General features: G+C 68.6%; 21 protein-coding genes. 6 read left to right on the forward strand and 15 right to left on the reverse strand.

Annotation, left to right across the window (positions count from 1 at the left end; genetic code table 11):
- Positions 1-12 precede the first annotated feature (12 nt).
- On the reverse strand, positions 13-918 hold the full coding sequence (gene fepB / locus FHW81_RS00270) for a Fe2+-enterobactin ABC transporter substrate-binding protein (protein WP_003093531.1): 906 nt from the start codon (positions 916-918) through the stop codon (positions 13-15).
- A 126-nt stretch (positions 919-1044) separates the two neighbouring features.
- Here fepB and FHW81_RS00275 point away from each other — a divergent pair, with 126 nt between their 5' ends.
- Positions 1045-1842, forward strand: a complete 798-nt coding sequence (locus tag FHW81_RS00275; protein WP_003093530.1) for an ABC transporter ATP-binding protein — start codon at positions 1045-1047, stop codon at positions 1840-1842.
- A 6-nt stretch (positions 1843-1848) separates the two neighbouring features.
- Here the strand turns inward: FHW81_RS00275 and FHW81_RS00280 are convergent, their stop codons facing one another.
- Entirely contained in the window at positions 1849-2637 is a 789-nt protein-coding gene (locus FHW81_RS00280) for an IclR family transcriptional regulator (RefSeq protein WP_003119004.1), read from the reverse strand.
- A 255-nt stretch (positions 2638-2892) separates the two neighbouring features.
- Here FHW81_RS00280 and FHW81_RS00285 point away from each other — a divergent pair, with 255 nt between their 5' ends.
- The 3 genes from FHW81_RS00285 to FHW81_RS00295 all read left to right on the forward strand — a co-directional run bounded on the left by FHW81_RS00285 (position 2893) and on the right by FHW81_RS00295 (position 7458).
- On the forward strand, positions 2893-4977 hold the full coding sequence (locus FHW81_RS00285; protein WP_003118182.1) for a TonB-dependent receptor: 2085 nt from the start codon (positions 2893-2895) through the stop codon (positions 4975-4977).
- 67 nt (positions 4978-5044) lie between these two features.
- Positions 5045-6352, forward strand: coding sequence for an NtaA/DmoA family FMN-dependent monooxygenase (locus tag FHW81_RS00290; RefSeq protein ID WP_411311289.1), 1308 nt, complete (start codon positions 5045-5047; stop codon positions 6350-6352).
- Between the two features lie 437 nt (positions 6353-6789).
- Entirely contained in the window at positions 6790-7458 is a 669-nt protein-coding gene (locus FHW81_RS00295; protein WP_003104779.1) for a TIGR04211 family SH3 domain-containing protein, read from the forward strand.
- Between the two features lie 83 nt (positions 7459-7541).
- On the opposite strand, the gene FHW81_RS00300 is transcribed toward FHW81_RS00295, so the two are convergent.
- The 6 genes from FHW81_RS00300 to FHW81_RS00325 are packed head-to-tail and all read right to left on the reverse strand — an operon-like array spanning position 7542 to position 13642.
- The gene (locus tag FHW81_RS00300) at positions 7542-8603 is read right to left on the reverse strand and encodes a 2,3-butanediol dehydrogenase (protein WP_003104781.1); all 1062 of its coding nucleotides are present in this window, start codon (positions 8601-8603) and stop codon (positions 7542-7544) included.
- Between the two features lie 43 nt (positions 8604-8646).
- Complete coding sequence (locus FHW81_RS00305; protein WP_009877081.1) at positions 8647-9759, reverse strand: acetoin dehydrogenase dihydrolipoyllysine-residue acetyltransferase subunit; 1113 nt, start codon at positions 9757-9759, stop codon at positions 8647-8649.
- Positions 9756-10775 carry an alpha-ketoacid dehydrogenase subunit beta gene (locus FHW81_RS00310; RefSeq protein WP_003104786.1) on the reverse strand — a complete coding sequence of 340 codons (1020 nt, stop codon included), beginning with the start codon at positions 10773-10775 and terminating at the stop codon, positions 9756-9758. Before FHW81_RS00310 ends, FHW81_RS00305 begins: the two co-directional genes overlap by 4 nt.
- A gap of 32 nt (positions 10776-10807) precedes the next feature.
- Positions 10808-11782 carry a thiamine pyrophosphate-dependent dehydrogenase E1 component subunit alpha gene (locus tag FHW81_RS00315; RefSeq protein WP_003093507.1) on the reverse strand — a complete coding sequence of 325 codons (975 nt, stop codon included), beginning with the start codon at positions 11780-11782 and terminating at the stop codon, positions 10808-10810.
- Between the two features lie 22 nt (positions 11783-11804).
- A complete protein-coding gene (locus FHW81_RS00320) occupies positions 11805-12845 on the reverse strand; it encodes an ATP-NAD kinase family protein (RefSeq protein WP_003112999.1) in 1041 nt (346 codons plus the stop codon).
- A complete protein-coding gene (locus FHW81_RS00325; protein WP_003104791.1) occupies positions 12842-13642 on the reverse strand; it encodes an SDR family NAD(P)-dependent oxidoreductase in 801 nt (266 codons plus the stop codon). Before FHW81_RS00325 ends, FHW81_RS00320 begins: the two co-directional genes overlap by 4 nt.
- Positions 13643-13973: 331 nt before the next feature.
- On the opposite strand from FHW81_RS00325, the gene FHW81_RS00330 reads away from it, so the two are divergent.
- Complete coding sequence (locus FHW81_RS00330; RefSeq protein WP_034013370.1) at positions 13974-15851, forward strand: sigma-54-dependent Fis family transcriptional regulator; 1878 nt, start codon at positions 13974-13976, stop codon at positions 15849-15851.
- 204 nt (positions 15852-16055) lie between these two features.
- Entirely contained in the window at positions 16056-16667 is a 612-nt protein-coding gene (locus FHW81_RS00335) for a LysE family translocator (RefSeq protein WP_034013372.1), read from the forward strand.
- Here FHW81_RS00335 and FHW81_RS00340 read toward each other — a convergent pair.
- From FHW81_RS00340 to FHW81_RS00370, 7 genes are all read right to left on the reverse strand, one after another.
- A complete protein-coding gene (locus FHW81_RS00340) occupies positions 16654-17544 on the reverse strand; it encodes a LysR family transcriptional regulator (RefSeq protein WP_151896904.1) in 891 nt (296 codons plus the stop codon). The genes FHW81_RS00335 and FHW81_RS00340 overlap by 14 nt on opposite strands.
- 95 nt (positions 17545-17639) lie before the next feature.
- Positions 17640-19055, reverse strand: coding sequence for a TolC family protein (locus tag FHW81_RS00345; RefSeq protein ID WP_003118187.1), 1416 nt, complete (start codon positions 19053-19055; stop codon positions 17640-17642).
- Positions 19055-21214: a peptidase domain-containing ABC transporter gene (locus FHW81_RS00350; RefSeq protein WP_003105688.1), complete on the reverse strand. Its 2160-nt coding sequence runs from the start codon at positions 21212-21214 to the stop codon at positions 19055-19057. Before FHW81_RS00350 ends, FHW81_RS00345 begins: the two co-directional genes overlap by 1 nt.
- A gap of 9 nt (positions 21215-21223) precedes the next feature.
- A complete protein-coding gene (locus tag FHW81_RS00355; RefSeq protein ID WP_004351723.1) occupies positions 21224-22480 on the reverse strand; it encodes an HlyD family secretion protein in 1257 nt (418 codons plus the stop codon).
- A gap of 96 nt (positions 22481-22576) precedes the next feature.
- The gene (locus FHW81_RS00360; RefSeq protein ID WP_003093484.1) at positions 22577-22876 is read right to left on the reverse strand and encodes a DUF5862 family protein; all 300 of its coding nucleotides are present in this window, start codon (positions 22874-22876) and stop codon (positions 22577-22579) included.
- A gap of 308 nt (positions 22877-23184) precedes the next feature.
- A complete protein-coding gene (locus tag FHW81_RS00365) occupies positions 23185-24978 on the reverse strand; it encodes a cholesterol oxidase substrate-binding domain-containing protein (RefSeq protein WP_003113002.1) in 1794 nt (597 codons plus the stop codon).
- Between the two features lie 131 nt (positions 24979-25109).
- Positions 25110-25409 (reverse strand): hypothetical protein, encoded by a 300-nt coding sequence (locus FHW81_RS00370; RefSeq protein ID WP_003093477.1) that lies wholly within the window; start codon positions 25407-25409, stop codon positions 25110-25112.
- Positions 25410-25423 lie beyond the last annotated feature (14 nt).

A 25423-nucleotide genomic window follows, 5' to 3' on the forward strand; every position in this document is an offset into this window, starting at 1 on the left:
CGGGCGCATGGCTCAGCGGAAATGGCGGGCGACGTTGTCGATCATCTGCCGTCCCGAGTAGTAGTCGATGCGGAAGGAACTGGGGCCCAGGGCGTACACGCGCTTTTCGCGGACCGCCGACAGGTTGGCCAGTACCGGGTCGGCGAGGAACGCCTGCACGTCGTCGTCGCTGGCGCCGAGCAGGAACACGCTGTCGCCGGCGATGGCGGCGGGCAGGTTTTCCCGCGAGATGAACTGGAAGTCCGAGGCGCGCGTCACCTTGCCCGCCAGCGCCTCCGGCAGTTCCGCCACCTGGAAGCCGAGGGCCTCGAGCAGGCGTGCCTGGGGGCTGGCCTGGCGGCCGATGGAATAGCTGCCGGCGATGTTGTAGCCGACCACGCTGACCGGGCCCTGCGGCGGCGCGATGGCCGCGGCGACTTCGGCGGTGTAGGCGTCGAAGCGCTGGATGGCGGCCTGCGCCTGGCGTTCCAGGCCGGTGTGCCGGCCCAGCTCGGTAGCCAGTTCCTGCCAGCTGTGTTTCGAGTAGTCGACCACCAGCGTCGGTACGCCCTGCGCCTCCAGCTCCGCACGGTATGGCGCGGCGCTGTCGGCGCCGGTGGCGGAGGCGACCAGCAGGTCCGGATCCTGGGCGATCACCGCTTCGATGTCGAAGCGCAGGTTGCGGTAGAGCACCTCGACGCCACGTTGGTCGGCGACCTTCGCCCATTGCGAGAAGAAGCCCTTGGCGTCGGTCAGGCGACTTGGCGTGGTGGCGGCGCTGGCCACCAGCGGTGCGTCCATCGCCAGCAGGATGCCGGTGACGCTCGGGGTGGTGGAGACGATCCGCGCCGGCTTCGGCTCCCCGGCCGCGGCGAGGGTGGCGAACAGGCTCAGGGCGAGGGCGAGTAACGGCAGGGCGGAGCGGCGGCGGGTCGGCATGAAGGCTGTTTTCGCTGTAGGGGACGCCGGGCGGACGGATTCATATGATAATGCTTCTCATACAGTCTATTCCATAATGTAGAATCGATTCCACATATTCGAGCCATTCTTATCCAGGAACCTCCCATGACCCATCGCCTGCACGCGGACGCCGTGACCTTGCGCCGCGACGCGCGGACCGTTTCGCGGAATCTCTCGCTGGCCATCCCCGAGGGTTCGTTCAGTGTGATCGTCGGGCCCAACGCCTGCGGCAAGTCGACCCTGCTGGCGGCATTGTCGCGCCTGTTGGCGCCGGCCGAGGGCCGGGTGGTGCTGGACGGCAGGGATATCCACAGCCTGCCGGGACGGGAAGTGGCGCGGCGTCTCGGCCTGCTGCCGCAGAGCGCGCTGGCGCCGGATGGCATCACGGTGGCCGAGCTGGTGGCGCGCGGGCGCTATCCGCACCAGTCGTTCCTGCGCCAGTGGTCGCCGGCGGATGAGCGCGCGGTAGCGGCGGCGTTACGCGCCACGCGGGTCGACGGCCTGGCCGAGCGACCGCTCGATGCGCTCTCCGGCGGCCAGCGGCAACGCGTGTGGATCGCCATGGTGCTGGCGCAGGAAACCCCGTTGCTGCTGCTCGACGAGCCAACCACCTACCTGGATATCGTCCACCAGATCGAATTGCTCGAACTGCTCGCCGAGCTGAATCGCCAGGGGCGCACCATCGTCGCCGTGCTGCACGACCTCAACCAGGCATGCCGCTACGCCTCGCACCTGATCGCCATGCGTGACGGCGCGATCCTCGCCGAGGGCGCGCCGGCGCATATCTTCACCGAGCGTCTGGTGGAGGAGGTGTTCGGCTTGCGCTCGTTGATCATCGCCGACCCGGTCAGCGGCACGCCGCTGCTGGTGCCGCGCGGGATCGCCGCCGACGCGCCGGGCTGAGGTGGCTCAGCGCGGCGGCGGCCGCATGCCGGGGTGGAGTACCAGGCCACCGGTGGACTGGTTGACCTGCAGCGCCTCGTGGAACAGCGCGTCGCGGTCTTCCGCCGACTGCAACTGGCCGAGATCGGTCACCGTGGTCATGGCGCAGACGATCTCCTGCTGGGCGTCGAACACCGGCGCCGCCTGGCCGGTGACATTCGACAGCAGGTGGCTGGTCAGTTCGGCCCAGCAGCGCTCACGCACCTCGTCGAGCAGCGCGCGGCTCGGCGGGCTGCCGCGGAAGTGCGCCGGTTGCTGCTTGCGCGCGGCGTCGACCACGGCCTTCGGCAGGAAGGCCTGGAACACCAGGCCGCAAGCGGTATTGTCGATGGGCAGGATATCGCCCAGGGCCAGCGGGTTGATCGAGAAATAGGCGCTGCGGTACCAGCGCACCAGGGTCGGGCCGCGCTCGGTCCAGATCGCCACCCCGCCGCTGGCGGCATGCCGTTGGGCCAGGGCCTTCATGTGGCGGGCGGCGATATCCACCGCGTCGATCCGCTTCAGCGCGCCTATGCCGATGCTCAGCGCCGCCGGCCCGAGGTCGTAGAGACCGCTGAGCGGGTCCTGGCGGGCCAGGCCTTCCTTCACCAGGCTCTGCAGGTAGCGGTGCGCGGTGGAGCCGCCGGTGCCGGTGCGCCGGGCCACTTCGCCGAGGGCCAGCTCGCCTTCGGCGTTGGCCAGGGTCTTCAGGAAGCGCGCGGCGATGGACACCGACTGGATGGTGCCGGAGCGCTTTTCGCCCGGGGCGTCCGGCATCTCGTCCGCCGGGGGCTGCGAAGTATTCAACGGCTCGGTCTCCTCACCACGGTTGATCCATAGGCTTCGGTCCGCGCTGCGGTGGCGCGGGCGGCGCCCATGATACCGATTCCCCGGGGCGGTGGGGCGCCGCGGAAGGGACGGGTGTAGGAGATCTCATATTTCGCAATGAGGAATCTATTCCCCATTGAGGAATGTTCTGGTGGCGTGATAGCCTGAATGTAAAAGAGAGTCATTCCCATTTGGAGAAGATCCTTGAACGCCCGCACGCACCGCACGCTCAACCGGGGAATCGGCGTCGTCACGCTGTCCACCCTGCTCGCCTCGCCATCGGCACTGGCCCGGGAAAACCCGCCCGCCGAGGACGAACCCGCCGCCCTCGAGGCGCTGGTCGTGACCGGCGAGAAACGTGAACGCTCGCTGAAGGACACGGCGTCCTCGGTATCGCTCACCAGCGCCCGCGACATCGACCGCAAGCAGACCGGCAACGCCTCGGTCGCCGAGGTGATCAATGGCAGTCCCAACGTGGTCTACACCGACTCGGTGGGCGCGCCGATCATCCGCGGCCAGGACACCCAGGGCCCGAACAACGGGCAGAACGTGTTCTGGGGCGGCACAGTGCCGCGGGCGACGATCAACCTCGATGGCCACTACCTGAACTACAACGAGATGTTCTTCGGCGCGACCTCGGTCTGGGACGTCGACAGCATCGAGGTGTTCCGCGGCCCGCAGACCACCTCCCAGGGCGCCAACGCCATCGCCGGGGCGATCATCGTCAACACCAAGGACCCGACCTTCAGCCCCGAGGCTGCCTACCAGGCGGAGATCGGCAGCTACCATTCGCGGCGCAGCTCGATCGCAGTGTCCGGCCCGCTGGCGCAGGACTTCGCCGGGCGCCTGGCGGTGGACTACGCGGGCCGCGACACCTTCATCGACTACGACAACCCGAAGTTCCAGGACAGCGGCACCGACCAGGACTTCCGCGCCCTCAACGCGCGCGCCAAGCTGCTCTGGCTGCCCAGCGGAATTCCGGGCCTGGAGAGCAAGTTCACCTTCTCCCACAACGACAGCAACCGTCCGACCCAGGAAGCGGCGACCCGCCCGTTCGACAAGCTCGACCATCGCTCGACCACCATGCCCAGCTGGGAGCAGGACACCAACACCAGCATCCTCGACGTCGCCTATGACCTCGACAACGGCATCCGCCTGTTCAACCAGGCGCAGTACTCGCTGTCCTCGGTGCACCGCACCACCGGCGCGGGCGGCGAGGGCGACGCCGACATCCGCCAGAAGAACGCCTCCAACGAATCGCGGGTCAGCTTCGGCGAGCAGGAGGACCGGATCAGTGGCATGGGCGGGGTCTACTACGCCCGCACCCGCACCGACGAGACACTGCACCTGCGCGGGCTGTCGGCCTTCGACGACACGAAGAAGAACCTCGGTGTGTTCGGCGAGCTGAACTACCGCCTGAGCGACCGCTGGACCCTGACCACCGGCCTGCGCTACCAGGAGGATCGCATCGAGCGCAGCGGCAACTCGGTGCTGGCGCCGCGTCCGCTGGACTACCAGAAGACCTTCTCGGCCTTCCTGCCGAAAGTCTCCCTGGCCTTCGCCGCGACCCCGGACTGGACCGTCGGCGGCCTGGTCAGCCGCGGCTACAACCCCGGCGGCGTGTCGCTCAACCTGACCACCCGCAACTGGGCCTACTTCAAGGAAGAAACCATCTGGAACTACGAACTGTTCACCCGCGCCAGCCTGCTCGACGGCCGCCTGGTGCTGAACGGCAACCTGTTCTTCATGGATTTCAAGGACGCCCAGTACAACATCCCGGTGGTGGTTTCGCCGGGGGTGGCGCAGTCGTACACCATCAACGCCGAGAAGGCCCACGCCTACGGCATGGAGCTGGACCTCGACTATCGCCTGCGCGACGACCTGCGGCTGAAGGCCAGCGCCGGCGTGCTACGCACCCGGATCGACGAGATGTCCGGCAATACCGGCTACGAGCACAACGAGTTCGCCCGCTCGCCGGGCTATACCCTCAGCTTCGGACCGAGCTGGGACGTCACCGAGCGCCTCAACCTGAACGCCCAGGTGCGCTACCTGGACGGCTACTACTCGGACACCGCCAACACCAAGGCCTACTCGATCAAGGCCTACACCCTCACCGACGCCCGCGCCAGCTACCGCTTCAACGACCAGGTGCAGCTCTATGGCTACGTGAAGAACGTGTTCGACGACCGCTCGCCCACCTACATGCAGGAAAACCGGGGGATCGGCGGCATCGAGGCGAGCATGACGCAGCCGCGGACCCTCGGCATCGGCATCAAGGGCACCTTCTAGGCGCCCCGAGAAGCCGGCCCCGCGCAGGGCCGGCCCAGCCCCAGAGCCCATACAGGAGATTGGCACGATGAGTACCCCGAAACGCCTGCACATCGGCATGTCGCTGGCCCCCACCTGGCTCAGCGGCGATGCCTGGCGGCGCCCCGACAGCAATATCGAAGGCATCTTCGGCAGCGATTTCGCCGTCGACATCGCCAGGCGCTCCGAAGCCGCCCACCTCGACTTCGTGTTTCGCCCGGACGTCAGCAGCCTGCCACTGGACGTGCTGGAGACCGGCTCCGGCTTCGCCAGCCTGGATCCCACCGTACTGCTTGCCGCGGTCGCCCGCGAAACCTCGCGGATCGGCCTGGTGTCGACGGTCTCCACCACGTTCTATCCGCCCTACGTGGTGGCCCGGCAGCTGCAATCGCTGCACTGGATCAGCAACGGCCGCGCCGGCTGGAACATCGTCACCGCGCTGCAGGGCCACGAGAACTTCGGCCTGGACGCGATGCCCGATGCGGAGCAGCGCTACGCGCGCGCCGCCGAGTTCACCCGGCTGGTGCACGACCTGTGGGACAGCTTCCCCCGCGAGGCACTCCTGGTCGACCGCGAGAGCGGCCGCTACGCCGACGTTTCCCGGGTGCACCCGGTCGACCACGACGGCGAATTCCTCAAGGTCAAGGGACCGCTCAACCTGCCGGCCTTCGGCGAGGCGCGGATTCCCCTGGTGCAGGCCGGCGCCTCCGAGAGCGGGCGCGACTTCGCCGCCTCGGTGGCCGACCTGGTGTTCGCGCCGACCCCGGACAAGGAGGCTGCCCTGGAACTGCGCCGCGACCTTTCCTGCCGCGCCGAACGCCACGGTCGCTCGCCGCGCGACGTGCGCCTGCTGCCGGGCTTCAGCCTGTACCTGGCGGAGAGCCGCGAGGAGGCGCGGGAAATCTTCATGCAGACCCACGCGCGCCTGGACCGCACGCGCAAGTTCGCCACGATCAGGCAGATGCTCGGCCTCGACCTCAGCGACTGGCCGCTGGACCGGCCGATTTCCGCGGCCGACCTGCCGCCGCCGGTGGCCAACCCCGGCAGCCGCACCCACACTGACCTGCTGCGGCGCCTGATCGAGCGCGAGACGTTACGCCTGGACCAGTTGCTGCTGCGCCCCGAGGTGGTTTCCGCGGCGCACTGGCAGGTCATCGGTACGGTGGACGATGCCGTCGAGCAGATCGTCGACTGGGCCGCCGCCGGCGCCATGGATGGTTTCATCGCCGCGCCGGGAGGCTCGGTCGGCTCGCTGCGGCTGTTCCTCGAACAGGTGGTGCCGCGCCTGGTGGAAAAGGGGCTGTTCCGCGAGCGCTACAGCGCCACTACCTTCGCCGGGCACCTGGCAGAGGAATGATGGAAAGGGCCGGCGACGGCCGCGTCCTGGCGGCGATGGCGAGCGAGTGACCGCCTGCGGATTGGCCGCCTGACGGGCCCGCTGTATCGCAGCACGCCATCCGACCGGTGGGACGTGGTACAGGCGAGGGAGCCTCTGCCTTGGCGTAGATACCGTCGTACCCCGGGGATCATCCGGACAGGTCGCAGCCTGGGCAGCGCTGGCCGTCGGCAGGCCTGGCATTCTGCTGTTACAACCATCCATCCATTCCTGCGGAAACGAGTGAACTCAATCGCCCCGAGCGCTGTCTGTCAGCCGTCGGCCCAACCGGGCCGGGCGCATGGCCCTTGGCCATGCGGTAGCCCCGCCCCGGTCGCGCGCTTGTCCATAACAATTCGACTGGCCGGCTTTTTCGCTCCCCTTTGCGGGTTTCGTTCTCTCGCCATGTGAAGATTGCCATGTCCCTATCCCGTCGCATCCCCGCCGCTCTTTCCCCGTTCCAGAACCGCGTCATCGGAGCCTGCCTGCTCGGCGGCCTGCTGGCGGCCGGCGCCCCGGCGCAGGCCGAGGAGGCGACCGGCAACGCGCGCTGGGTGAGCGACAGCCTGACCACTTTCGTGCGCAGCGGCCCCACCGATGGCTATCGCATCGTCGGCACCCTCACCTCCGGGCAGAAGGTCGAGCTGCTTGGCACCCAGGGCAACTACAGCCAGGTGCGCGGCGAGAACGGCAGCACCGTGTGGATTCCCAGCCGCGACTTGCAGGAGGTTCCCGGCCAGGCCGAGCGCCTGCCGCAACTGGAACAGAAGGTGGCCGCCCTGACCGCCGAGCTGGACGGCATCAACGACACCTGGAAGACCCGCGTGCAGGGCATGCAGGAAACCCTCGACACGCGCAAGAAGCTGATCGACGAATTGCAGGCGGCGCGCAGCAACCTGGACGCCGAGCTCGGCAAGGCCCGCTCCGACCTGCGTGCGGTGCAGGCGCAACTGGGCGACGAGAACAAGCAGGTGCTGATGCGCTACATGGTCTACGGCGGCAGCATCGCCGGCGCCGGCCTGTTCGCCGGGCTGATCCTGCCGTCGCTGCTGAGGGTGCGGCGCAAGCGCAACGACAAGTGGTTCTGAGCCTCCGCCCGCGTCTCTGCGTTTCGTAAAGCAAGCCCCGCCGGCCGCGGGGCTGTGTCGCAAGCGCGACAAGGGCTGAAGCGTCAGCCGCCCGGCGAGACGATGATCTTCACGTTGTGCTCCTTGTTGTTCACCAACTCTTCGAAACCGCGCTCGACGATTTCTTCCAGGCCGATGCGACCGGTCACCAGCGGTGCGATGTCGAGGCGGCCGTCGGCTATGAAGGCGATCACGTCGGCGAACTCGCCGTTGTAGGCGAGGGCCCCGAGCAACTGCTTCTCGGTGGAAACCAGCTCGAAGAAATTGAATTCACTGGGCTCCTCGAAGATTCCCACAAGCACGCATTTGCCGGCCTTGCGGATGGCATCGATGGCCAGCTTGGCGGTGTGCTTGTTGCCGATGCATTCGAAGCTGACGTCGGCGCCAAGCCCGCCGGTGAGGGCGCGGATTTCGCCTAGGGCGTCGCACCGCGAGGGGTCGAGCACCTGGCTGGCGCCGACCTCCAGGGCCTTGGCCTTGCGCGCCGAGGACATCTCCAGGGCGATCACCTGTGCCGCGCCGGCGGCGCGCGCGCACATGATGGTGCTCAGGCCGATGGTGCCGGCGCCGACCACTACCACGTTCTGCCCGAGCAGGCTGCCGGCCTTCTTCACCGCGTGCATGCCCACCGCCAGCGGCTCGATCAGCGCGCCGGCCTCGCTGGGAAATCCGGCCGGCAGGGCGTAGAGCAGGTTGGCCGGTACGTTGACGTATTCGGCGAAGGCGCCGTTGTTCATCAGCCCGGTGAAGGCCAGGTTCTCGCAGATGTTGTACAGCCCATGCCGGCAGTAGTAGCAGGTGCCGCAATGCTGGCAGGCGTCTGCGGCGACCGCCTGGCCGACGGCGAAGCCGGTCACGCCGTTGCCGAGGCGGACGATTTCGCCGCTGAACTCGTGGCCGAGGATGCATTGATCCTTGAGGCCGGTGAGCGGGTGCGGCGCCTCCACGGGGATGAATACCGGGCCGGCCAGGTATTCGTGCAGGTCGGAGCCGCAGATGCCGCACCAGTGCACACGGATCTGCACCCAGCCGGGCGGCGGCTCGGCCGGGAGCGGCACGTCTTCCACGCGGATATCGTGGCGGCCGTGCCAGACGGCGGCGCGCATCGCCGCGTTGGCTTGCGGGGAACTGTTCATGTCGGTCGTCTCCTCAAAGCTGGCGGAGGAAGTCGAGCAGCAGGCGGTTGACCTGCTCGGCGGCTTCCATCTGCACCATGTGCGCCTGTCCGGGAATGATCTCCACCTGGGCTGGCAGGCCCTCGGCATGCCGCGCCGGGATGATCGCGTCATCGCTGCCCCAGATCGCCAGGACCGGCTGGCGGCCCTCGCTCGCCACGGCACGCAGGTCGTTGCGCTGGCGACCGTCGGCGAACAGGTTGTCCAGCAACTGGCGCAGGGCCGCATCGACGCCTTCCAGGCGCTTGTAGCGGAGCATGTCCTCGAGCATCTGCCGGGTGACCAGCGCGGGGTCGGAGAACAACTGCACCAGTTGCGGCTTCAACGCGTTGCGGTTGGCCGCCTCGACGAAGCCGCGCAGGTAGTCGCCGTTGATCTCCTCGCCGAGGCCGGCGCTGCCGATCAGGCTCAGCGACAGCACCCGCTGCGGCGCCAGGCGCGCGCAGTTCAGCGCCACCGCTCCCCCCATGGAGTGACCGGCCAGGTGTACCTGTTCCAGGTCGAGGTGGTCGAGCAGGGCCAGCACGCTGCCGCTGAGTTCATCGAGGTCGCCGCGCACCAGGGCCTTGCCGGACTCGCCGTGGCCCGGCAGGTCTAGAGCGATCACCCGCCGCTCGGCGGCCAGCGCCTCGTGGTTGAACAACCAGTTGTTCAGGTCGCCACCGAAACCGTGGATCAGCAGTAGCGCCGGATCGCCCTCGCCGCGGTCGAAATAGCGCAGGAGGCGCCCGTCCAGCTCGACTTTCCGCGGTGCCGGTCCGCTATCCCCAGCGTCCTCGTCGGCGGGTACGAATTCGGCCTGGAAGCGTTGCACCAGTGCGTCGATCTCCTCGTCGCTCGCCTCGCCCTCGACCACCACGCCGAGCAGCGCGCCGACCGCCAGGGTCTCGTCCTCGCGCGCCACCTTGCGCCGCAGCACGCCCGAGAAGGGCGCCTCGACGCTGCTGGAGATCTTGTCGGTCTCCACGTCGAGCACCTCGTCGCCTTTCTCGATATGCGCGCCCTCTTCCTTGAGCCAGGCGTCCACCCGACCCTCGGTCATCGACAGGCCCCACTTGGGCATGGTCAGTGTATGGATCCGGCTCATGCCGCGTCCCTCCCTTCCAGGGCCTGGCGCACGGCTGCCTCGATCTTCGCCGCGTCGGGGATGTAGAGGTCTTCCAGGGCGTCGGAGAAAGGCACCGGCGTATGGGGCGCGGTGACCCGGCGGATCGGCGCGCGCAGCGCGGAGAAGGCCCGTTCGGCGACCAGCGCGGCGATGTCGGTGGCCATCGAGCAGCGTGGGTTGGCTTCGTCGACCACTACCAGGCGGCCGGTCTTTTCCACGCTTTCGAGAATGCTGTCCTCGTCCAGCGGGCTGGTGCTGCGCAGGTCCAGTACTTCGCAGGATATGCCCTGGCGCGCCAGGCTGGCGGCGGCGTCCAGCGCCAGGTGGACCATGCGGCCGTAGGTCACCAGGGTGACGTCGTCGCCGTCGCGGAGGAAGTTCGCCTCGCCGAAGGGTACGCTGTACAGCTCCTCGGGTACCTCGCCCTGCATCGAATAGAGCAGCTTGTGCTCGCAGAAGATCACCGGGTCGTTGTCGCGGATCGCCTGGACCAGCAGGCCCTTGGCGTCGTAGGGCGACGACGGGCAGACCACCTTGAGGCCGGGGATGTGGGTCCATAGCGAAGTGAGCATCTGCGAATGCTGGGCGGCGGCGCGCAGGCCGGCGCCGACCATGGTACGGATCACCAGCGGGGTGACCGCCTTGCCGCCGAACATGTAGCGGAACTTGGCGGCCTGGTTGAGGATCTGGTCCAGGCAGCAACCGGCGAAGTCGACGAACATCAGTTCGCACACCGGGCGCATGCCGCGGGTGGCGGCGCCGACCGCGGCGCCGACATAGCCGATCTCTGACAACGGGGTATCCAGCACACGGCCGGGGAACTGGTGGTAGAGGCCCTTGGTGACCCCCAGCACGCCGCCCCAGGCGTCGTCCTCGCCGGGCGCGCCGGCGCCGCCGGCATTGTCTTCGCCCATGATGAAGACGCTCGGGTCGCGGCGCATTTCCTGGGCCAGCGCCTCGTTGATGGCCTGCTGGTAGCTGATCTTTCTCGCCATGATGGTTCTCCTCGTTCTTGTTTTCGGGCGGCTCAGGGATAGGACACGTAGACGTCGCGCAGCAGGTCGTCCGGCTCCGGCTTGGGATCGTTCTTCGCGCGCTGCACGGCATCCTCGATGCGCGCCTCGACCTCGGCGTCGATGGCGTCCAGGTCGCTGGCGGAGAGCAGGCCGGCGTGGCAGGTGCGTTCGCGGAACTGCTTGAGGCAGTCGCGGGTTTCCCGGTAGTGCTTTACTTCGTCGGGATCGCGGTAGGTCTGTGCGTCGCCCTCGAAGTGTCCGTAGTAGCGGGTCAGCTTGACTTCGATCAGCGACGGCCCCTCGCCGGCGCGGGCGCGCTCGATGGCGGCGCCGGCAGCCTCGTGGACGGCGAAGAAGTCGAAGCCGTCGACGGTCACCCCGGGCATGCCGAAACCGGCGGCGCGGTCGGCGATGTGGTCGCAGGCCACCGACCAGTTGGCCGCGGTGGCCTCGGCATAGCCGTTGTTCTCGGCGACGAACAGGCACGGCAGGTTCCACACCGCGGCCAGGTTCATCGCCTCGAACACCGCGCCTTCGTTGGAGCCGCCATCGCCGAAGAAGGCCACCGCCACCGCATCGCTGCCTTTCAGCTTGGCCGCCAGCGCGGCGCCGGCGGCCAGCGGCGCGCCGGCGCCGACGATTCCGTTGGCGCCGAGCATGCCTTTCTCCAGGTCGGCGATATGCATGGAGCCGCCCTTGCCCTGGCAGACCCCGGTCTTCTTGCCATAGATTTCCGCCATCATGCCGTGCACGTCTACGCCCTTGGCGATGCAGTGGCCGTGGCCGCGATGGGTGGAGGCGATGCAGTCGTCGTCGCGCAGGTGCGCCATCACGCCGGCGGCGGAGGCTTCCTCGCCGGCGTAGAGGTGGACGAAGCCGGGTATCTCGCCCGTGGCGAACTCGACGTGCAGGCGTTCCTCGAAGGCGCGGATGGTGCGCATCACGCGGTAGGCATGGAGCAGTTGGTCGGTGCTCAGAGTGGACATCTTGTTGTTCTCCAGGTTGTCTTCACGGGGTCATCGGGGTTCGCTGGCCGGCCAGCAGGCGGTGGCGGGCGGCGTAGGCGAGGGTGGCCGGCACATCGACGCTGAACGGGCCGGAAGGGTCGAGGGTGATGCTCGGGCGGTCGGTGGCGCTGAACTCGATCTCGCGCTCTCCGTCCAGCGCCAGGGTCCCGCTGGACAGGCTCGGTGCGTGGGCCACGCCGGGTTGCAGGTAGCCGGCGGCAGAGACCCCGCAGCCCACCAGCAGGCCCGGCGCCAGCGGCACCAGCAGGCTCTCGCGGGCGTCCGGATGCAGGCGCATCCAGGCGCCGTGGGGCTCCTCGCGGCTCACCGGCGACCACAGTCCGCAAAGCGCCGAAAGGCCGATGGCGTGGGGTTCGGCGAAGCTGACGAAGACTTCGGCGAGGTCTTCGGCGCGACTGATGGCGCGGGCGCCGATGAACGGCTGCGGCGACACCGCGACGTCCACCAGCGCCCACTCGCAGAGCCCGCGGCGCGGCTCGCGCACCAGCAGGCGCTTGTTGCGTCGCAGGCCGATCTCCGGCGGCACCCGGTTGCTGGCGCAGAGGCCGCCGGCGAGCCCCGCGCCGGTGGCTTCGCGCAGCTCCGGGAAGGCGTTGTTGGTCCCGGTGGACAGCGCCAGCAGGGGGACGTCGCCGACCTCGGCGGCCACTGCCTTGTGCGTGCCGTCGCCGCCGAGCACGGCGATCAGCGCCACGCCGCGCTCGACCATGCGCCGCGCCGCCAGGCGGGTATCCTCGACGCTCTGGCGCAGCGGCATGTCGAGGAACTCCAGGAACGGCCAGTGGCCGTCGCGGGCCTGGCGGGTCTGGCTGGCCCGGAGCACGGCGGCGGCGATGCCGGTCATGTCCGGCGGCAGCAACGCATGGCGGATGCCAGTGGCGCCGAAGGCGGCGAGCAGGCGTTGCACCACCGATGCCTTGTCGGTGCTGGAGTGCAGCCCGGCATGGGCGGTGAGGCGACGCAGGTCGCGACCGGAGGCCGGGTTGGCGATGATGCCGACGATCGGCGAGGGCGGGGTCATAGCGAGAATCCGCCGTCGACGGCGATGGCCTGGCCGGTGACGTGCGGCGCGCAGGCCAGGTAGACGACGAGCTGGCCCATGTCTTCGACGGTCTGCGCCTCGCCCTGGGGCAGCAGGCTGGCCTGGTGGCGTTCCCAGGACTGCGCCTCGCTTTCGCCGGCCTGCCGCCAGCGGCCCGACAAGCCGTCCTCGCCGCGCCACATTCCGGTGCCGACGATTCCCGGGCAGAGCGCGTTGACCGTCACCCCGTCGCGCGCGACCTCCTTGGCCAGGGCATTGCTGAAACCGATCACGGCAAACTTCGAGGCACAGTAGTGGGCGAGGTCGGGGAGACCGACCTTGCCGGCGATCGATGACAGGTTGACGATCCGCCCCCAGCGCTGCGCCTGCATCAGCGGCAGTTCGGCCTGGCAGCAGAGGAACACGCCGCGGGCGTTGACGTTCATCACCCGGTCCCAGTCGGCGAGGCTGAGTTCGGCGACCTTGCGGATGCTGATCACCCCGGCATTGTTCACCGCCACGTCGAGCCGGCCGAACTCCGTGGCGACCCGCTCGACCATCGCCCGGACGCTGTCGCCGTCGCTGACGTCGACCCCAAGGGCCAGGCTGCGGCGACCGAGGCTGCGGATCGCGGCGGCGGTTTCCTCGGCGACCTGCGGATCGAGGTCGGCCACCGCCACGTCGGCGCCGGCGCGCGCCAGGGCGAGGGCGATGCCCCGGCCGATGCCGCGTCCGGCGCCGGTCACCAGCGCGACCCGGGAAGACAGGGAGAAATCGTCGGACGACGTAGCGTGCATGCTTCACCTCTGATTGTTCTTGTAGGTGTATGCGGCAGGGCGTTGGGAGGAGCGGACAGTCCGCCCTGCCGTCGCCGTGGCTGGAGCAAGGCCGATGCCAGGTTGCGGCGTGGCGGCCGGAAGGCCCGTCGTAGAGCGCCGGCATGGGAAGGCCGGCGACCGCCGGGGCGACGTCCGGCGAGACAACCCATGTCATCGCGCACGGGTTCCCGGCGAGACGCTGAGACGCTCCGTCTCAGTCGTCGGCTGTGGCGGCCCGGCGCTTGTCGAGGGTCGCCGATGGGCGCTTAATGGGCGGCACAACAACAAGATGCCGAGCAACGGAGGCCCCATGCTTTCCGCACACTCGAAGGACCATGTGGACTGTGTCAGCCGTGTCCTGAGGAACGCCGCGCGCCTGCCGCAGGCGCCGGTGCCGACGCCGATCCTCGACTCCTGGCGCCGCTCCATGGAGCAGCACCGTCTCGACCCGGGGTCCCTGCAAGGGCCGCGGATTCTCTCGCAGACCCTCCTCGACGAATGTCGCGAGCGTTCCGAACTGTTCCTGCGCATCGCCAGCGAAGAGGTGGCGCGACTGCATGGACGGGTGCGCGATGCCGACTACTGCGTACTGCTCACCGATGCCCAGGGGCGGACCATCGACTACCGTGTCGAGTCGACCATCCGCAACGACTGCCGCAAGGCCGGGCTGTATCTCGGCACCTGCTGGTCGGAAGGCGAGGAGGGCACCTGCGGGGTGGCCGCCGTACTCACCGACAGGACTGCGGTGACGGTGCACAAGCGCGATCACTTCCGCGCCGCCTTCATCGACCTGACCTGTTCCGCGGCGCCGGTCTTCGATCCGCAGGGCGAGTTGCTCGGTGTGCTCGACGTTTCCGCCGTGCAATCGCCGGACGACCGCCGTAGCCAGCATCTGATCCGGCAGATGGTGGCGCAGAGCGCGCGGGAGATCGAGAACGCCTTCTTCATGCACAGCGCCCAGGGCCATTGGGTGCTGCGCGCGCACCGTGCGCCGGGCTACGTCGACAGCCAGCCGGACTACCTGTTCGCCTGGGACGCCGATGGGCGCCTGCTGGCGTTGAACCCGGCGGCGCGGCACTACCTGCGGCAGCGCCTGGGGCAGGTGCCGAGCCACATCGGCGAGGTGTTCGACCTCGACGCCCTGCACGCCGCCGCCGACCAGGCGCCGTGCCTGCTGCGCGGCCAGGCCGGCGAGCTGCACGTGCGTCTCAGCGCGCCGCGGGCCAAGGCGCGGCGGCTGGAGCGCGAGGTGCCCGACGACGCTGCGCTCGACCCGCGCATCGCCGAAAGCCTGCGCCTGGCGGTGCGGGTCAAGGACCGCAACCTGCCGGTGCTGATCCAGGGCGAGACCGGCGCCGGCAAGGAGGTTTTCGCCCGCCAGTTGCACCAGGCCAGCGCCCGTCGCGACAAACCCTTCGTCGCGCTCAACTGCGCGGCGATTCCCGAAAGCCTGATCGAGAGCGAGCTGTTCGGCTACGTTGGCGGAGCCTTTACCGGCGCGGCGGCGAAAGGGATGCGCGGCCTGCTCCAGCAGGCCGATGGCGGTACCCTGTTCCTCGACGAGATCGGTGACATGCCGCTGGGCCTGCAGACCCGCCTGCTGCGCGTGCTGGCCGAGGGCGAGGTGGCGCCGCTGGGGGCTGCGCGCCGGCAGGCTGTGGATATCCAGGTGATCTGCGCCACCCACCGCGACCTGGCGGCGCTGGTGGCGGCCGGCGGCTTCCGCGAGGATCTCTACTTCCGCCTCGGCGGCGCTCGCTTCGAACTGCCGCCGCTACGCGAACGCAGCGACCGGCTGGCGCTGATCCGGCGCATCCTCGACGAGGAAACCGCGCACTGCGGCGTACGCATCGAACTCGGCGAGGCAGCCCTGGAATGCCTGCTCGGCTATCGCTGGCCGGGCAATGTCCGCCAGTTGCGGCATGTGTTGCGCTACGCCTGCGCGCTGTGCGGCGGCGCCACCCTGCAACTCGCCGACCTTCCGGCAGAGCTGCGTGGCGAAGGCCGGACACCGACCAGTGCGTGCGAGAGCGGCGGCGGTCCGGAGCGCGACGCCCTGCTCGACGCCCTCGTGCGGCATCGCTGGAAACCCATGGCCGCGGCGCGGGAACTGGGTATCTCGCGAGCGACCCTGTATCGGCGGGTGCGCCGGCATGGCATCCGCATGCCGGGCCAGGCGGACGACTGAGGTGCGCCGGCGGCCGGCGCAGTCGTCAAGCGCGGAAAATCAAAACCAGCCTTGAGCCTTGCCCCGTTAATGCCGGTGGGCTTTCCCTGTAGCGTTCCGGGCAGCGGCGCAACCCGTTCGGTCGCGCCCCGCCAGGAGCCTACGGAGGAAACCCATGCCCGCCCCGCACCAGCCAGCCCGCAATCCGACCGGGGAGTTCGACCCATGCCGCTAGCCCTGCTGCTCGCCATGGGCGCGTTCTCCCTGAGCCTGTCGATTTCCCCCGGTCCGGTGAACCTGACCATCGTCGCTTCCGGCGCCAACCATGGTTTCCGCCGGACCCTGCCGTTCGTCACCGGCGCCACCCTCGGCTTCGTCCTGCTGCTGGCCTTCGTCGGCTTCTGGTTCGTCCGCGCGATCGAGGCCTACCCGCGCTTCTTCGACTACCTGGGGATGGCCGGCGCGGCGTTCATCGCTCATGTGGGCTACCGCATCGCCACCGCGGATCCACGCCTGGCCCTGGAGGAAAACGGGGTCCCCGGGTTCTTCCAGGGCGTGCTCCTGCAATGGCTCAATCCCAAGGCCTGGATCGCCTGCGCTTCCGGCGTGGCCTTGTTCGCCAGCCCGAGCACGCACGCGCCGCTGCTGGTCTTCATGGCCATCTACCTGGTGGTCTGCTACCTCTCGCTGGCCGCCTGGGCACTGCTCGGTGACCGCGTGGCGCTGCTGCTCGACAGCCCCCGGCGGGTGCGCCTGTTCAATCGGGCGATGGGCGGCACCCTGGTGCTGACCGCTGGCTACATGCTCTACCTGGAGCTCGCCGCTAGCCCGGATTGAAGGCCTCGTAGAGGCGATTGATGAGGGTATAGGCGATGCTGCTGGCGGGTACGTTGGGCGGCCACACCGCATACACCTTCAACGGCTCCAGGCGCCATTCCGGCAGCACCGCGCGCAACTCGCCGCGGCGGATCGGCTTGTCGCTCAGGTAGGTCGGCGGCGCGGCCAGGCCGACGCCGAGGCGGGCCAGGCGGCAGGAGGCTTCGACGCTGTCGACGCGCACCCGCGCGGTGTAGTCGACGCGTACCTCCTCGTCGTCCCGCGCATGACGGAATAGCCGGCTGTCGGGGCGCATGCCGAGCCCGATCCATTCCAGCCGCTGCAGGTCGCGCGGGTGTTCCAGCGGCGCGTGCCGGGCCAGGAATGCCGGTGCCGCCACTACCTGGCGCGGCAGCAGGAACAGGTGACGGGCCTTCAGCGAGCTGTCCGGCAGGTCGCCGATGCGGAAGGCGATGTCGATGCCGTCGCCGATGATGTCGTGGCGGCTGTCGTCGCAGGCGATGCCGAGGTCGAGGTCGGGATGCTCCTCGATGAAGGCTGCCAGGTGACGGGTGAAGTCGCCGTTGACGAACACCGCGGGCATCGAGATGCGCAGGCTGTTGCGGGTCGAGACGGCGCGCTGGCGGAACTCGATGAAGCCCTTCTCGTAGAGTTCCAGCATGGAGCGGGCGGTGTCCAGCAACTGCGTGCCGTCCTGGGTCAGCGACAGCTTGCGGCTGTTGCGGTAGAGCAGCGCACGGCCCAGGTTCCGTTCCAGCCTGGACAGGTGCAGGCTGGCGGTCGCGGCGCTCAGGCCCAGCGCCTCGGCGCCGCCGGAGACGGAGCCGGTCTCGGCGATCTTGGCGAATACGATCAGGTAGCGGATGTCGTCGATCATGCGGTCTCTCGTCGCGGGGGCTGGGTGCATCCTGCGCGATGGCGGCCAGCCGGACAAGCGCGAGAGGTAGAGAGCGGCGGCGCTTCCCGGGCTTTTCAGCGCAGGCTCCAGAAACCCAGGCGACCGAGGCTCGCCGCCAGTCGCAGACGCGAGGTCTGCCAGTTGCCGAGGGCGCGGATGTGCTGGTCCTCGGCGCTGGCGTAGGCGGTCAGGGCGTTGAGCAGCTCGATCATGCTGCCGACCCCTGAGCGGTAGCGGCCCTGCACCACCTCCAGGCTTTGCCGCGACTGTTCGACCAGTTCGCGGGTGCGCGCCAGGCTGCGGGTCTCGACGCTGAGCGACTGGTAGTTGTTCCACACCTCCAGCGAAACCTGCTGCTCGGTGTCGGCCAGCTCCGCTTCGCTGGCTTCGCGGCGGGCCAGGGCGTTGCGGACCTGGTAGGTGCGTTCGAAGCCTTCGAACAACGGGATGTTCAGTTGCAGGCCGATGCTGCGGTCGCGTTCGCGGGTATCGCCGTTGAACGCCATCGCCTGGTCGCTATGGCTGCGTGCCAGGTTGGCGCTCAGCGCCAGGCTCGGCCGGCCGGCGGCGCGGCTTTCCTCCACCGAGGCGGCGGCGGCTTTCAGCCGCGCCTGGGCGGCGAGCAGCGCCGGATGCTCGCGGCGGGCTTCGGCGAGCATCTCGTCGATGGCCTTGACGAAGCCGGTGTCGGGTTGCGCCTCCAGCTCGCCGGAGAGGCGCAGCGGGGTATCCGGCGCCAGGCCCATGCGCAGGGCGATGACGCCGAGGGCGTTGCTCAGGGCGCCTTCGTCGCGGACCTGGGCGAGGCTCGCCTGGGACAGCGCGGTCTGCGCCTGCAGGCGATCGGAAAGGGCGGCGGCGCCGGCCCGGTACTTGGCGTCGGCGGCTTCCAGGTTCTGCGCCGCCAGCTCCGCGACCTGCCGCGAGGCGGCCAGGCTGCGCTGGGCGGCGAGGGCGTCGTAGTAGGCCTGGGCGGCGAGGGCGAAGGTGTTCTGCAGGGTCGCGTCCTGGCTGGCGTTGGCCGCCAGCAGCAACTGCTGGGCGTTGCGCAGGGCGGCGCTGCGGCGGCCGAAGTCGAACAGCACCCAGCTCAATTGGAGGCTGGCGCCACGCCGGTGGCGATGGCCGTCGCCGGAGAGGTAGGGGGCATCGCGATAATCCATGTCGCTGTAGCCGCGACTGGCGTCGAGACGGCCGTCCAGGCGCGGCAGGTAGGCGGACTTGCCGATCCCGACCTGGGCCGCCTGGGCCTTGGCATTGGCCCAGGCGAGGCGGGTCTGTGGGTCGTGGCAGAGGATCCGCTCGATGGCTTCCTCCAGGCTCAGCTCGGTCGGTGGCGGCCCGCCGCGGCAGGGCAAACCGCTGCCGCCGAGGTCGTAGACCGCCTGGCCGGCGACCTGGCCGGCGGTGCCGAACACGTCCGGCTCGTAGGCGGCGGCGCCGGGAACCAGGCCGAGCAGGCCGCACAACAGGCCGGCGAGGGCACGCATCAGGCCTGCTCCCGCGCCGCGGCGGCCTGGCGTTCGGCCAGGCGCGCGGTGCTTTCGTCGAGGCTTACCTTGCCCTGGCCGAGGACTATCACGCGGTCCGCCGAGGCGATGGTCTCGGGCCGATGGGCGACCATGATGCGGGTGATGCGCAGCGCGCGAATGGCGGCGTTGACCCGCTGTTCGCAGTGTACGTCGAGATGGCTGGTGGCTTCGTCGAGGAACAGGATGCGCGGCTTCTTGTACAGCGCCCGGGCCAGCATCACCCGCTGCTTCTGGCCGCCGGAGAGCACCGTGCCCATGTCGCCGACCAGGGTGTTGTAGCCCATCGGCATGGCCTGGATGTCATCGTGGATGGCAGCCATCTGCGCGCACTGCAGCAGCCAGGGCATGTCCGGTTGCGGGTCGAAGAAACTGATGTTGTCGCTGAGCGAACCGGCGAACAGCACGTCGTCCTGCAGCACCGTGCCGACCAGTTCGCGCAGGCCGTCCAGGCCCAGTTGCGCAAGGTCCAGGCCGGCCATGCGGATCTGTCCCTCCACTGGCGGGAGGATGCCCAGCAGGACGTTGAACAGGGTGCTCTTGCCGCAGCCCGAGGGGCCGACGATGGCCACCGACTCGCCGCCGGCGATGCGCAGGTCGAGGCCGTCGAGGACCCAGGGCTCCTGTTCCGCGTAGCGGTAGCGCAGGCCCTGGATCTCGATGCTCGCCTCGCGCTCGCGGAGGTTCTCCGGGAGGATGTCGCCGTGGCTGACCTCCGGGGCCTGGAGCACGATGTCGGCCAGGCGCTCGCCCTGCAACTGGAGCATGCGCAGCTCGAAGAACTTGTCGATCAGGCTGCCGACGCGGCTGTCGAACTGCGACTTGTAGGCGTTGAAGGCCATCAGGATGCCGACGCTGAACTGGCCGTCCATCACCATGGTCGCGCCGAGCCAGATCACCAGCAGGTTCTCCACGCCGAACAGCAGGCCGTTGAGCTGCTGGTAGAACAGTTGCAGCTTCTGCGTACGCAGGCCGGCGTTGATCTGTTCCACCAGCAGGCCGAGCCATACCGAGCGGCGCTCGTCCTGGCGCTGGAACAGCTTCAGCGGGCGGATGCCGCGCACCGTCTCGAGGAAGTGGCTCTGCTGGCGCGCGGCGTGGACGATCTGCTCCTCGGTGGCGTTGCGCAACGGCCGGTACCAGATCCAGCGACCGAGGGCGTAGAGGCTCATGGCGGCGATGGCGATGGCCGCCAGCGGCGGACTGTAGAGCAGCATCATGCCGAGGGTGGCGACGGTCATCAGGCCGTCCAGCACCGCCGAGAGGAAGGCCGCGGTGAGGGTCTGCTGGATGCTGTTCACCGCGCCGAAGCGCGACACCACGTCGCCCAGGTGGCGCTTCTCGAAATACTGCGCGGGCAGCCGCAGCAGGTGGCTGAAGACGTTGGCCTGCCACTGCACGCCGAGCAGGGTGCTCATGTGCATCATCACCCAGGCGCGCACCCCGCTGACCGCCTGCTGCATCAGCAGCAACAGGCCGAAGCCGATGGCCAGGGTGCTGAGCAGGTCACGGTCTTCGCTGACGATGACGTTGTCGATGGTCCATTGCAGGAAGAACGGACTGATCAGCGAGAACACTTCCAGCGCGCCGGCGAGCAGCAGCACCTGGGCCAGCGAGCGGTACAGCCCGGTGACCTTGCCGAGCATGCCCAGCAGCTTGATCCGCGGCGGCGCCTCCTGTTTCTCGAAGCCGCTCTCCGGCCAGAGTTCCAGGGCTACCCCGGTGAAGCTCCGCGAGACTTCCTCCAGGCCCAGCCGGCGCTGGCCGTGGGCGGGGTCGTGGAGCACCGCGCCGCGCCCGTCGACCGCCTTGAGCACGACGAAGTGGTTGAAGTTCCAGTGCAGCACGCAGGGCAGCTTGAGCTTGCCGAGGTCGCCGAGGTCGAGCTTCACCGCGCGGGTGCCCAGGCCGAGGCGGTGGGCGGTCTGGATCAGTTGCTTGAGGGAGATGCCCTTGAGCGATACGGAGAAGCGCCGGCGCAGTTCCATCAGGCCGGTATGGTGGCCGTGGTAGCCGGCGATCATCGCCAGGCAGGCCAGGCCGCATTCGGTGGCTTCGGTCTGCAGCACCAGCGGCAGGCGGCGGCCCAGGCGCAGGGCGAGAGCGTCGAGAAAGGCCATGGGTCGTTCCTAGAGTTTGCCGGTCAGGCTGTAGAGCGGTTCCAGCACCCATTCGTAGAGGCGCCGGGTGTCCTGGAGGATGTCGGCGTCCAGCAGCATGCCGCTCTGCAGCGGACGCGGCTGGCCGTAGGCGGTCACCGCCTGGTCGTCGAGGGTTACCCGCAGCCGGTACAGCTGCTCGCCATCCTGGCCGAGCCCCGGTACGCCGCCGACCATGCTGGAAAGCTCGGCATAGGAGACGCTGGCGCGGGAGATCGACTGCACCTTGCCGTGGTACTGGCCGAACTTCTGGTACGGATAGGCCTGGTAGCGGATCAGCACCGCGTCGCCCGGCCGGATGAAACCGATGGACTTGCTCGGCGCGTAGAGTTCGGCCTGCAACGGGGTGTCGGCGGGAACGATGCTCAGCAGCGGACGCGAGCTGTCGACGGTCTGCCCGGCTTCGGCGAGCACGGCGGTGGCGATGCCGCTCTCCGGCGCGGTGACCAGCAAGGTGCGCTTGGCTTCGCTTTCGGCCAGGTCCTGCTCCACCGCGCTGAGCTGGCGGCGGGTTTCCGCGAGCTGGTTGGCCTGGCGCGCGGAAAGCCCGGCGAGTTCGTTGCGGCGCTCGGTCAACTGCTGCCGCAGCGACGTGCGTTCGCGCTCCAGGCCTTGCAGGGTCTGGCGCTGGCCGAGCAGCTCGGCCTGGCGCTGCTGCAACTGGTCCATGGAGATGTAGCCCTTGTCCATCAGCCCCTGGTAGCGCGCGGCGGCGTCGCTGGCCAGCGCCAGCAGGCGTCGCTGGCTGTCGGTCTGGGCGGCGAGGGTGGTGAGTTCGCGCTGCAGGCTGGCGACCTTGCTGGTCAGGCTGTCGCGCTCGTCGTCTTGCAGGCGGCGAAGCTTTTCCAGTTCGTCGCGCAGGGAGTCGCGGCGTTGTTCCAGGCGCCTGCTGATACCGGCCTGCACCGGGCCGGCATCGCTGCCGTAGCGTTCGCTGGAAAGCACCATCAGGCGCTCGCCGCGTCGTACCGCCTGGCCTTCCTGGACGAACTTGCGCAGCACGATGCCGGCCTGCGGTGCGTGCACCTTGACCTGGCCGCTGGCGGGCACCAATTGGCCGCTGACGGTGCTGCGCTTGGTGTAGCTGCCGAACAGGAAGAAGCCCACCACCAGCAGCGCCATCGCCGCGGCCAGCAGGGTGAGAAAAGTGAAGGAGACCGGGCGGATCAGCACGATCTCGCCCAGGCCGCCGGCATGCTGGGCGTCGAGGGCTTCCTGGCGAAACATGGTGGCTGGATCCTGGATTCGAATAATACTTGCATGACACTCCGACACCCTTGCGAAAGTTCAAACGCATGAAGTGCCGGAGTGCGACTTTTCTAATTAGATGGTGGTGCGGCCTACATCACCGGGACCGAAGTTTTCCCGGTATTGGCCCAAGTAACCGACAGCCGTCTCTGCATTGGTGAAGAGACCGACCGTGCCCCCGGCAATAGCACCCATGGCGGTTGGCACGATCAGGCCGACCAACTGGGAAAGAGCGCCGAAGCCGAAGCCGCCGGCACCGCCCCATTTCCCGCCGATTGCCATGCCCGTCGCGGCGCCGTCGACGGCGCCTACGATCATGCCGGAAAGAGTTCCACCCGAAACGCAGGTGACTTCAATGTCATTGAGTTCTTTCATTTCATATATCTCCTTTAGGCTTTCCGTGAGTCTGGAAAGCCATTCGATGGTACTAATCCGAAAGAGTGGGATGAACTGCCAGGATTAGCGGTTTTTCATGGGATCGATAATTCGTTTGACAATGAGTTTCAATATTCGGCGGATGAAGGTTTGCCACTCCGGGTAAACTTTGCGAATGATTAAGGCCGGTTCGTGCGACACCTCGATAAGACCTGTTGAACAAGTCAACGCCGTATCGAGGGCTCATTCATATCGGCTCCGGCCAACCGCTCTTCGTCCGAGTCAGTACGGCCTCGCATAGCGGCATTTCATGGCATCAGCCGGTCGAGCAGCGGCGAGCTGAACAGCCGATGCGGATCGGCTTCGTTCAACTGGCGCACCGCGCTGTCCCAATCGTTGTCTGCGACCAGGCCCTGGCGTAGCGACTGCGCCACCAACTGGTCGACCACCGTCGGCTCGTCCCAGGCGGCGGCGGGGCTGTAGCCCCAGCCCTTGCTCCACTCCACCCGCAGCGAGGCGTAGTCGCCGCTGAAGTGGTCGAACAGCCAGGCCTCGAACTCGTGGTAGAAGGCATTGGCCTGCGGGGTACCGGGCAGGCTGAGGATGTCCAGCCAGATCGCCGTGTCCCACTCCGGTTGGTCGGGGCGCGGACGGATCGCCGACAGGCTGGGCACCTGGGCGCCGGGAACGATCGACTCGCCGGGCTGGTCGAGCCCGCTGACGCGAATCTCCACCGGGCCGTTCATGGGGTAGTGGCCGTTGGCGCGGTAGGCGGCGACCATCGTCTGGTACTGCAGGTAGAACTCGTTGATCACCCGCTGCACGTCGCGACGCCGGGTCAGCACCGCGTAGCCGTTGGCGGTGACGCGCAGGGTGCTGGGCTTGATGTACAGCAGCAGGTCCTTGCTCCAGCCCCACAGGTCGTAGCCCAGGGTCAGCGCCATGCCGCCCACTACCAGGTCGTACTGCAGCTTGCCGAGCAGCGGGGTGAGTTCCGGGTGGCCGGTGTTGATCGCCGCCAGCAGGTCGGACAGCGCCTTGGGAATGTTGTCGGAGAAGGGGTAGTTGAACGGGCCGTTGACCGCGCGGGCGCCGAACGGGCAGCGCGGGGTCGGCGTCCAGACCTTCAGCCAGGGCTTGTCGGTGAAGGGGAACCAGATGGCCTCGGCGCGTCCGCTTTTCTGCAGGAAGCTGTCGAAGGTCCTTCCGCCGCTGCCGGCCGCGGCGAACATCTCGCTCGCCGGGATGTTCACGTAGCTCTGGCAGCGCATGCGCTTGTTGACCCCGGCCTGGAGGGTCGCCTCGACGATGAAGGCGCGTCCGAGGTGGACGAGGAACGGCGCGCAGGCCGGATCGTCGCGGCGGAAGGTCTTCAGCACGTATTGTCCGGCGGCGCCGTCCCAGACCACCGCGGTCAGCGCCACGATGCTGTTGCTCAGGGAGCCGTAGCTCTGCCCCGGCAGGCGGCTTTCGCCCTGCGCCGGGATGCCGGTGCCGTGGCCGTCGATGGCGAGCACCCCGCCGAGGGTCAGGTCGCCCGGCGCCGGCGTGGCGACGAAGCCGAGCTTGACCCGCTCCAGTTGTTTCAGCAGGGCTTCCATGGTGACGCCGGTCTGCGCGCTGAACAGGCCGAACTCGCCCTGGGCGTCGATCCGTACGCGGGTCAGGTAACGGCTGGTTTCCACCAGCACGATGCGGCTCTCGCAGTTCTCGCCGCCTTTCAGCAGCAGCGGGGACCAGTTGTGACCCATGCCGCGCGGGCGCACCTTGAAGCCGTTCTGCCAGGCCCAGTTGACCACCGCGAGAACCTCTTCGTTGGTGCGCGGGGCGCAGCTCCAGAGGTCGTCGGCGGCGATTTCCCCCGACCAGTTGCGGAACGCCCGCCGATAAAGTTCGAGGCCGGCCGGAAAGCCTGCCGGCGCCGGACAACTGCTGGCGGCGGCTTCGGCGGGCTGGATGACGAAGGCCGGGGTCCAGCCGGCCACCAGGCCGACCGCGCCGAGCGTGGCACTCTTGCCGAGGAAGCTGCGGCGCGACAGGCCGCCGGATTCCTGGTCGGGATCGCCGACGAAGGCGTCGGCGTGCTGGATGAGGTCGTGCATGGCGGTTCTCCTGATCGGGGCGCTGGTCGCCCCTTCCCGGTTGCCGGGTCCTAGGTCGCCGCCGGGGGCGTCCGGGTCTCCGGCGACGGTGGAGGCCCGCTCCGCGACGGGAGCGGGCCGAGGTCCTGGGATCAGGTCCACTCGGTGTCGTAGTGGTAATCGATGCGGCTGGTGTCGCCGCCGAGCAGGCCGCCGACCGCGGCGACGCCCTTGAACACGCCGTAGCCGAGGGTGTCGGCCAGTTGATGGATGGGGGTCAGGCCGACGGCGTTGAACACCTTGCCGACCGAAGAGATGACCGACGTGTTGAGCAGGTCGTTGGACACCTTGACCACATCGACGATGGCATCGCCGACGAAGCTGAAGAGTCCGGCGCCCGATACCTGGTCGATTTCATCGAAGCTCAGTTCCTGAAGTGTGGCGAGTTGCATGGCGCTATTCCTTC

Source organism: Pseudomonas sp. RC10-4-2 (assembly GCF_050433085.1).
Lineage (GTDB): Bacteria > Pseudomonadota > Gammaproteobacteria > Pseudomonadales > Pseudomonadaceae > Pseudomonas > Pseudomonas aeruginosa.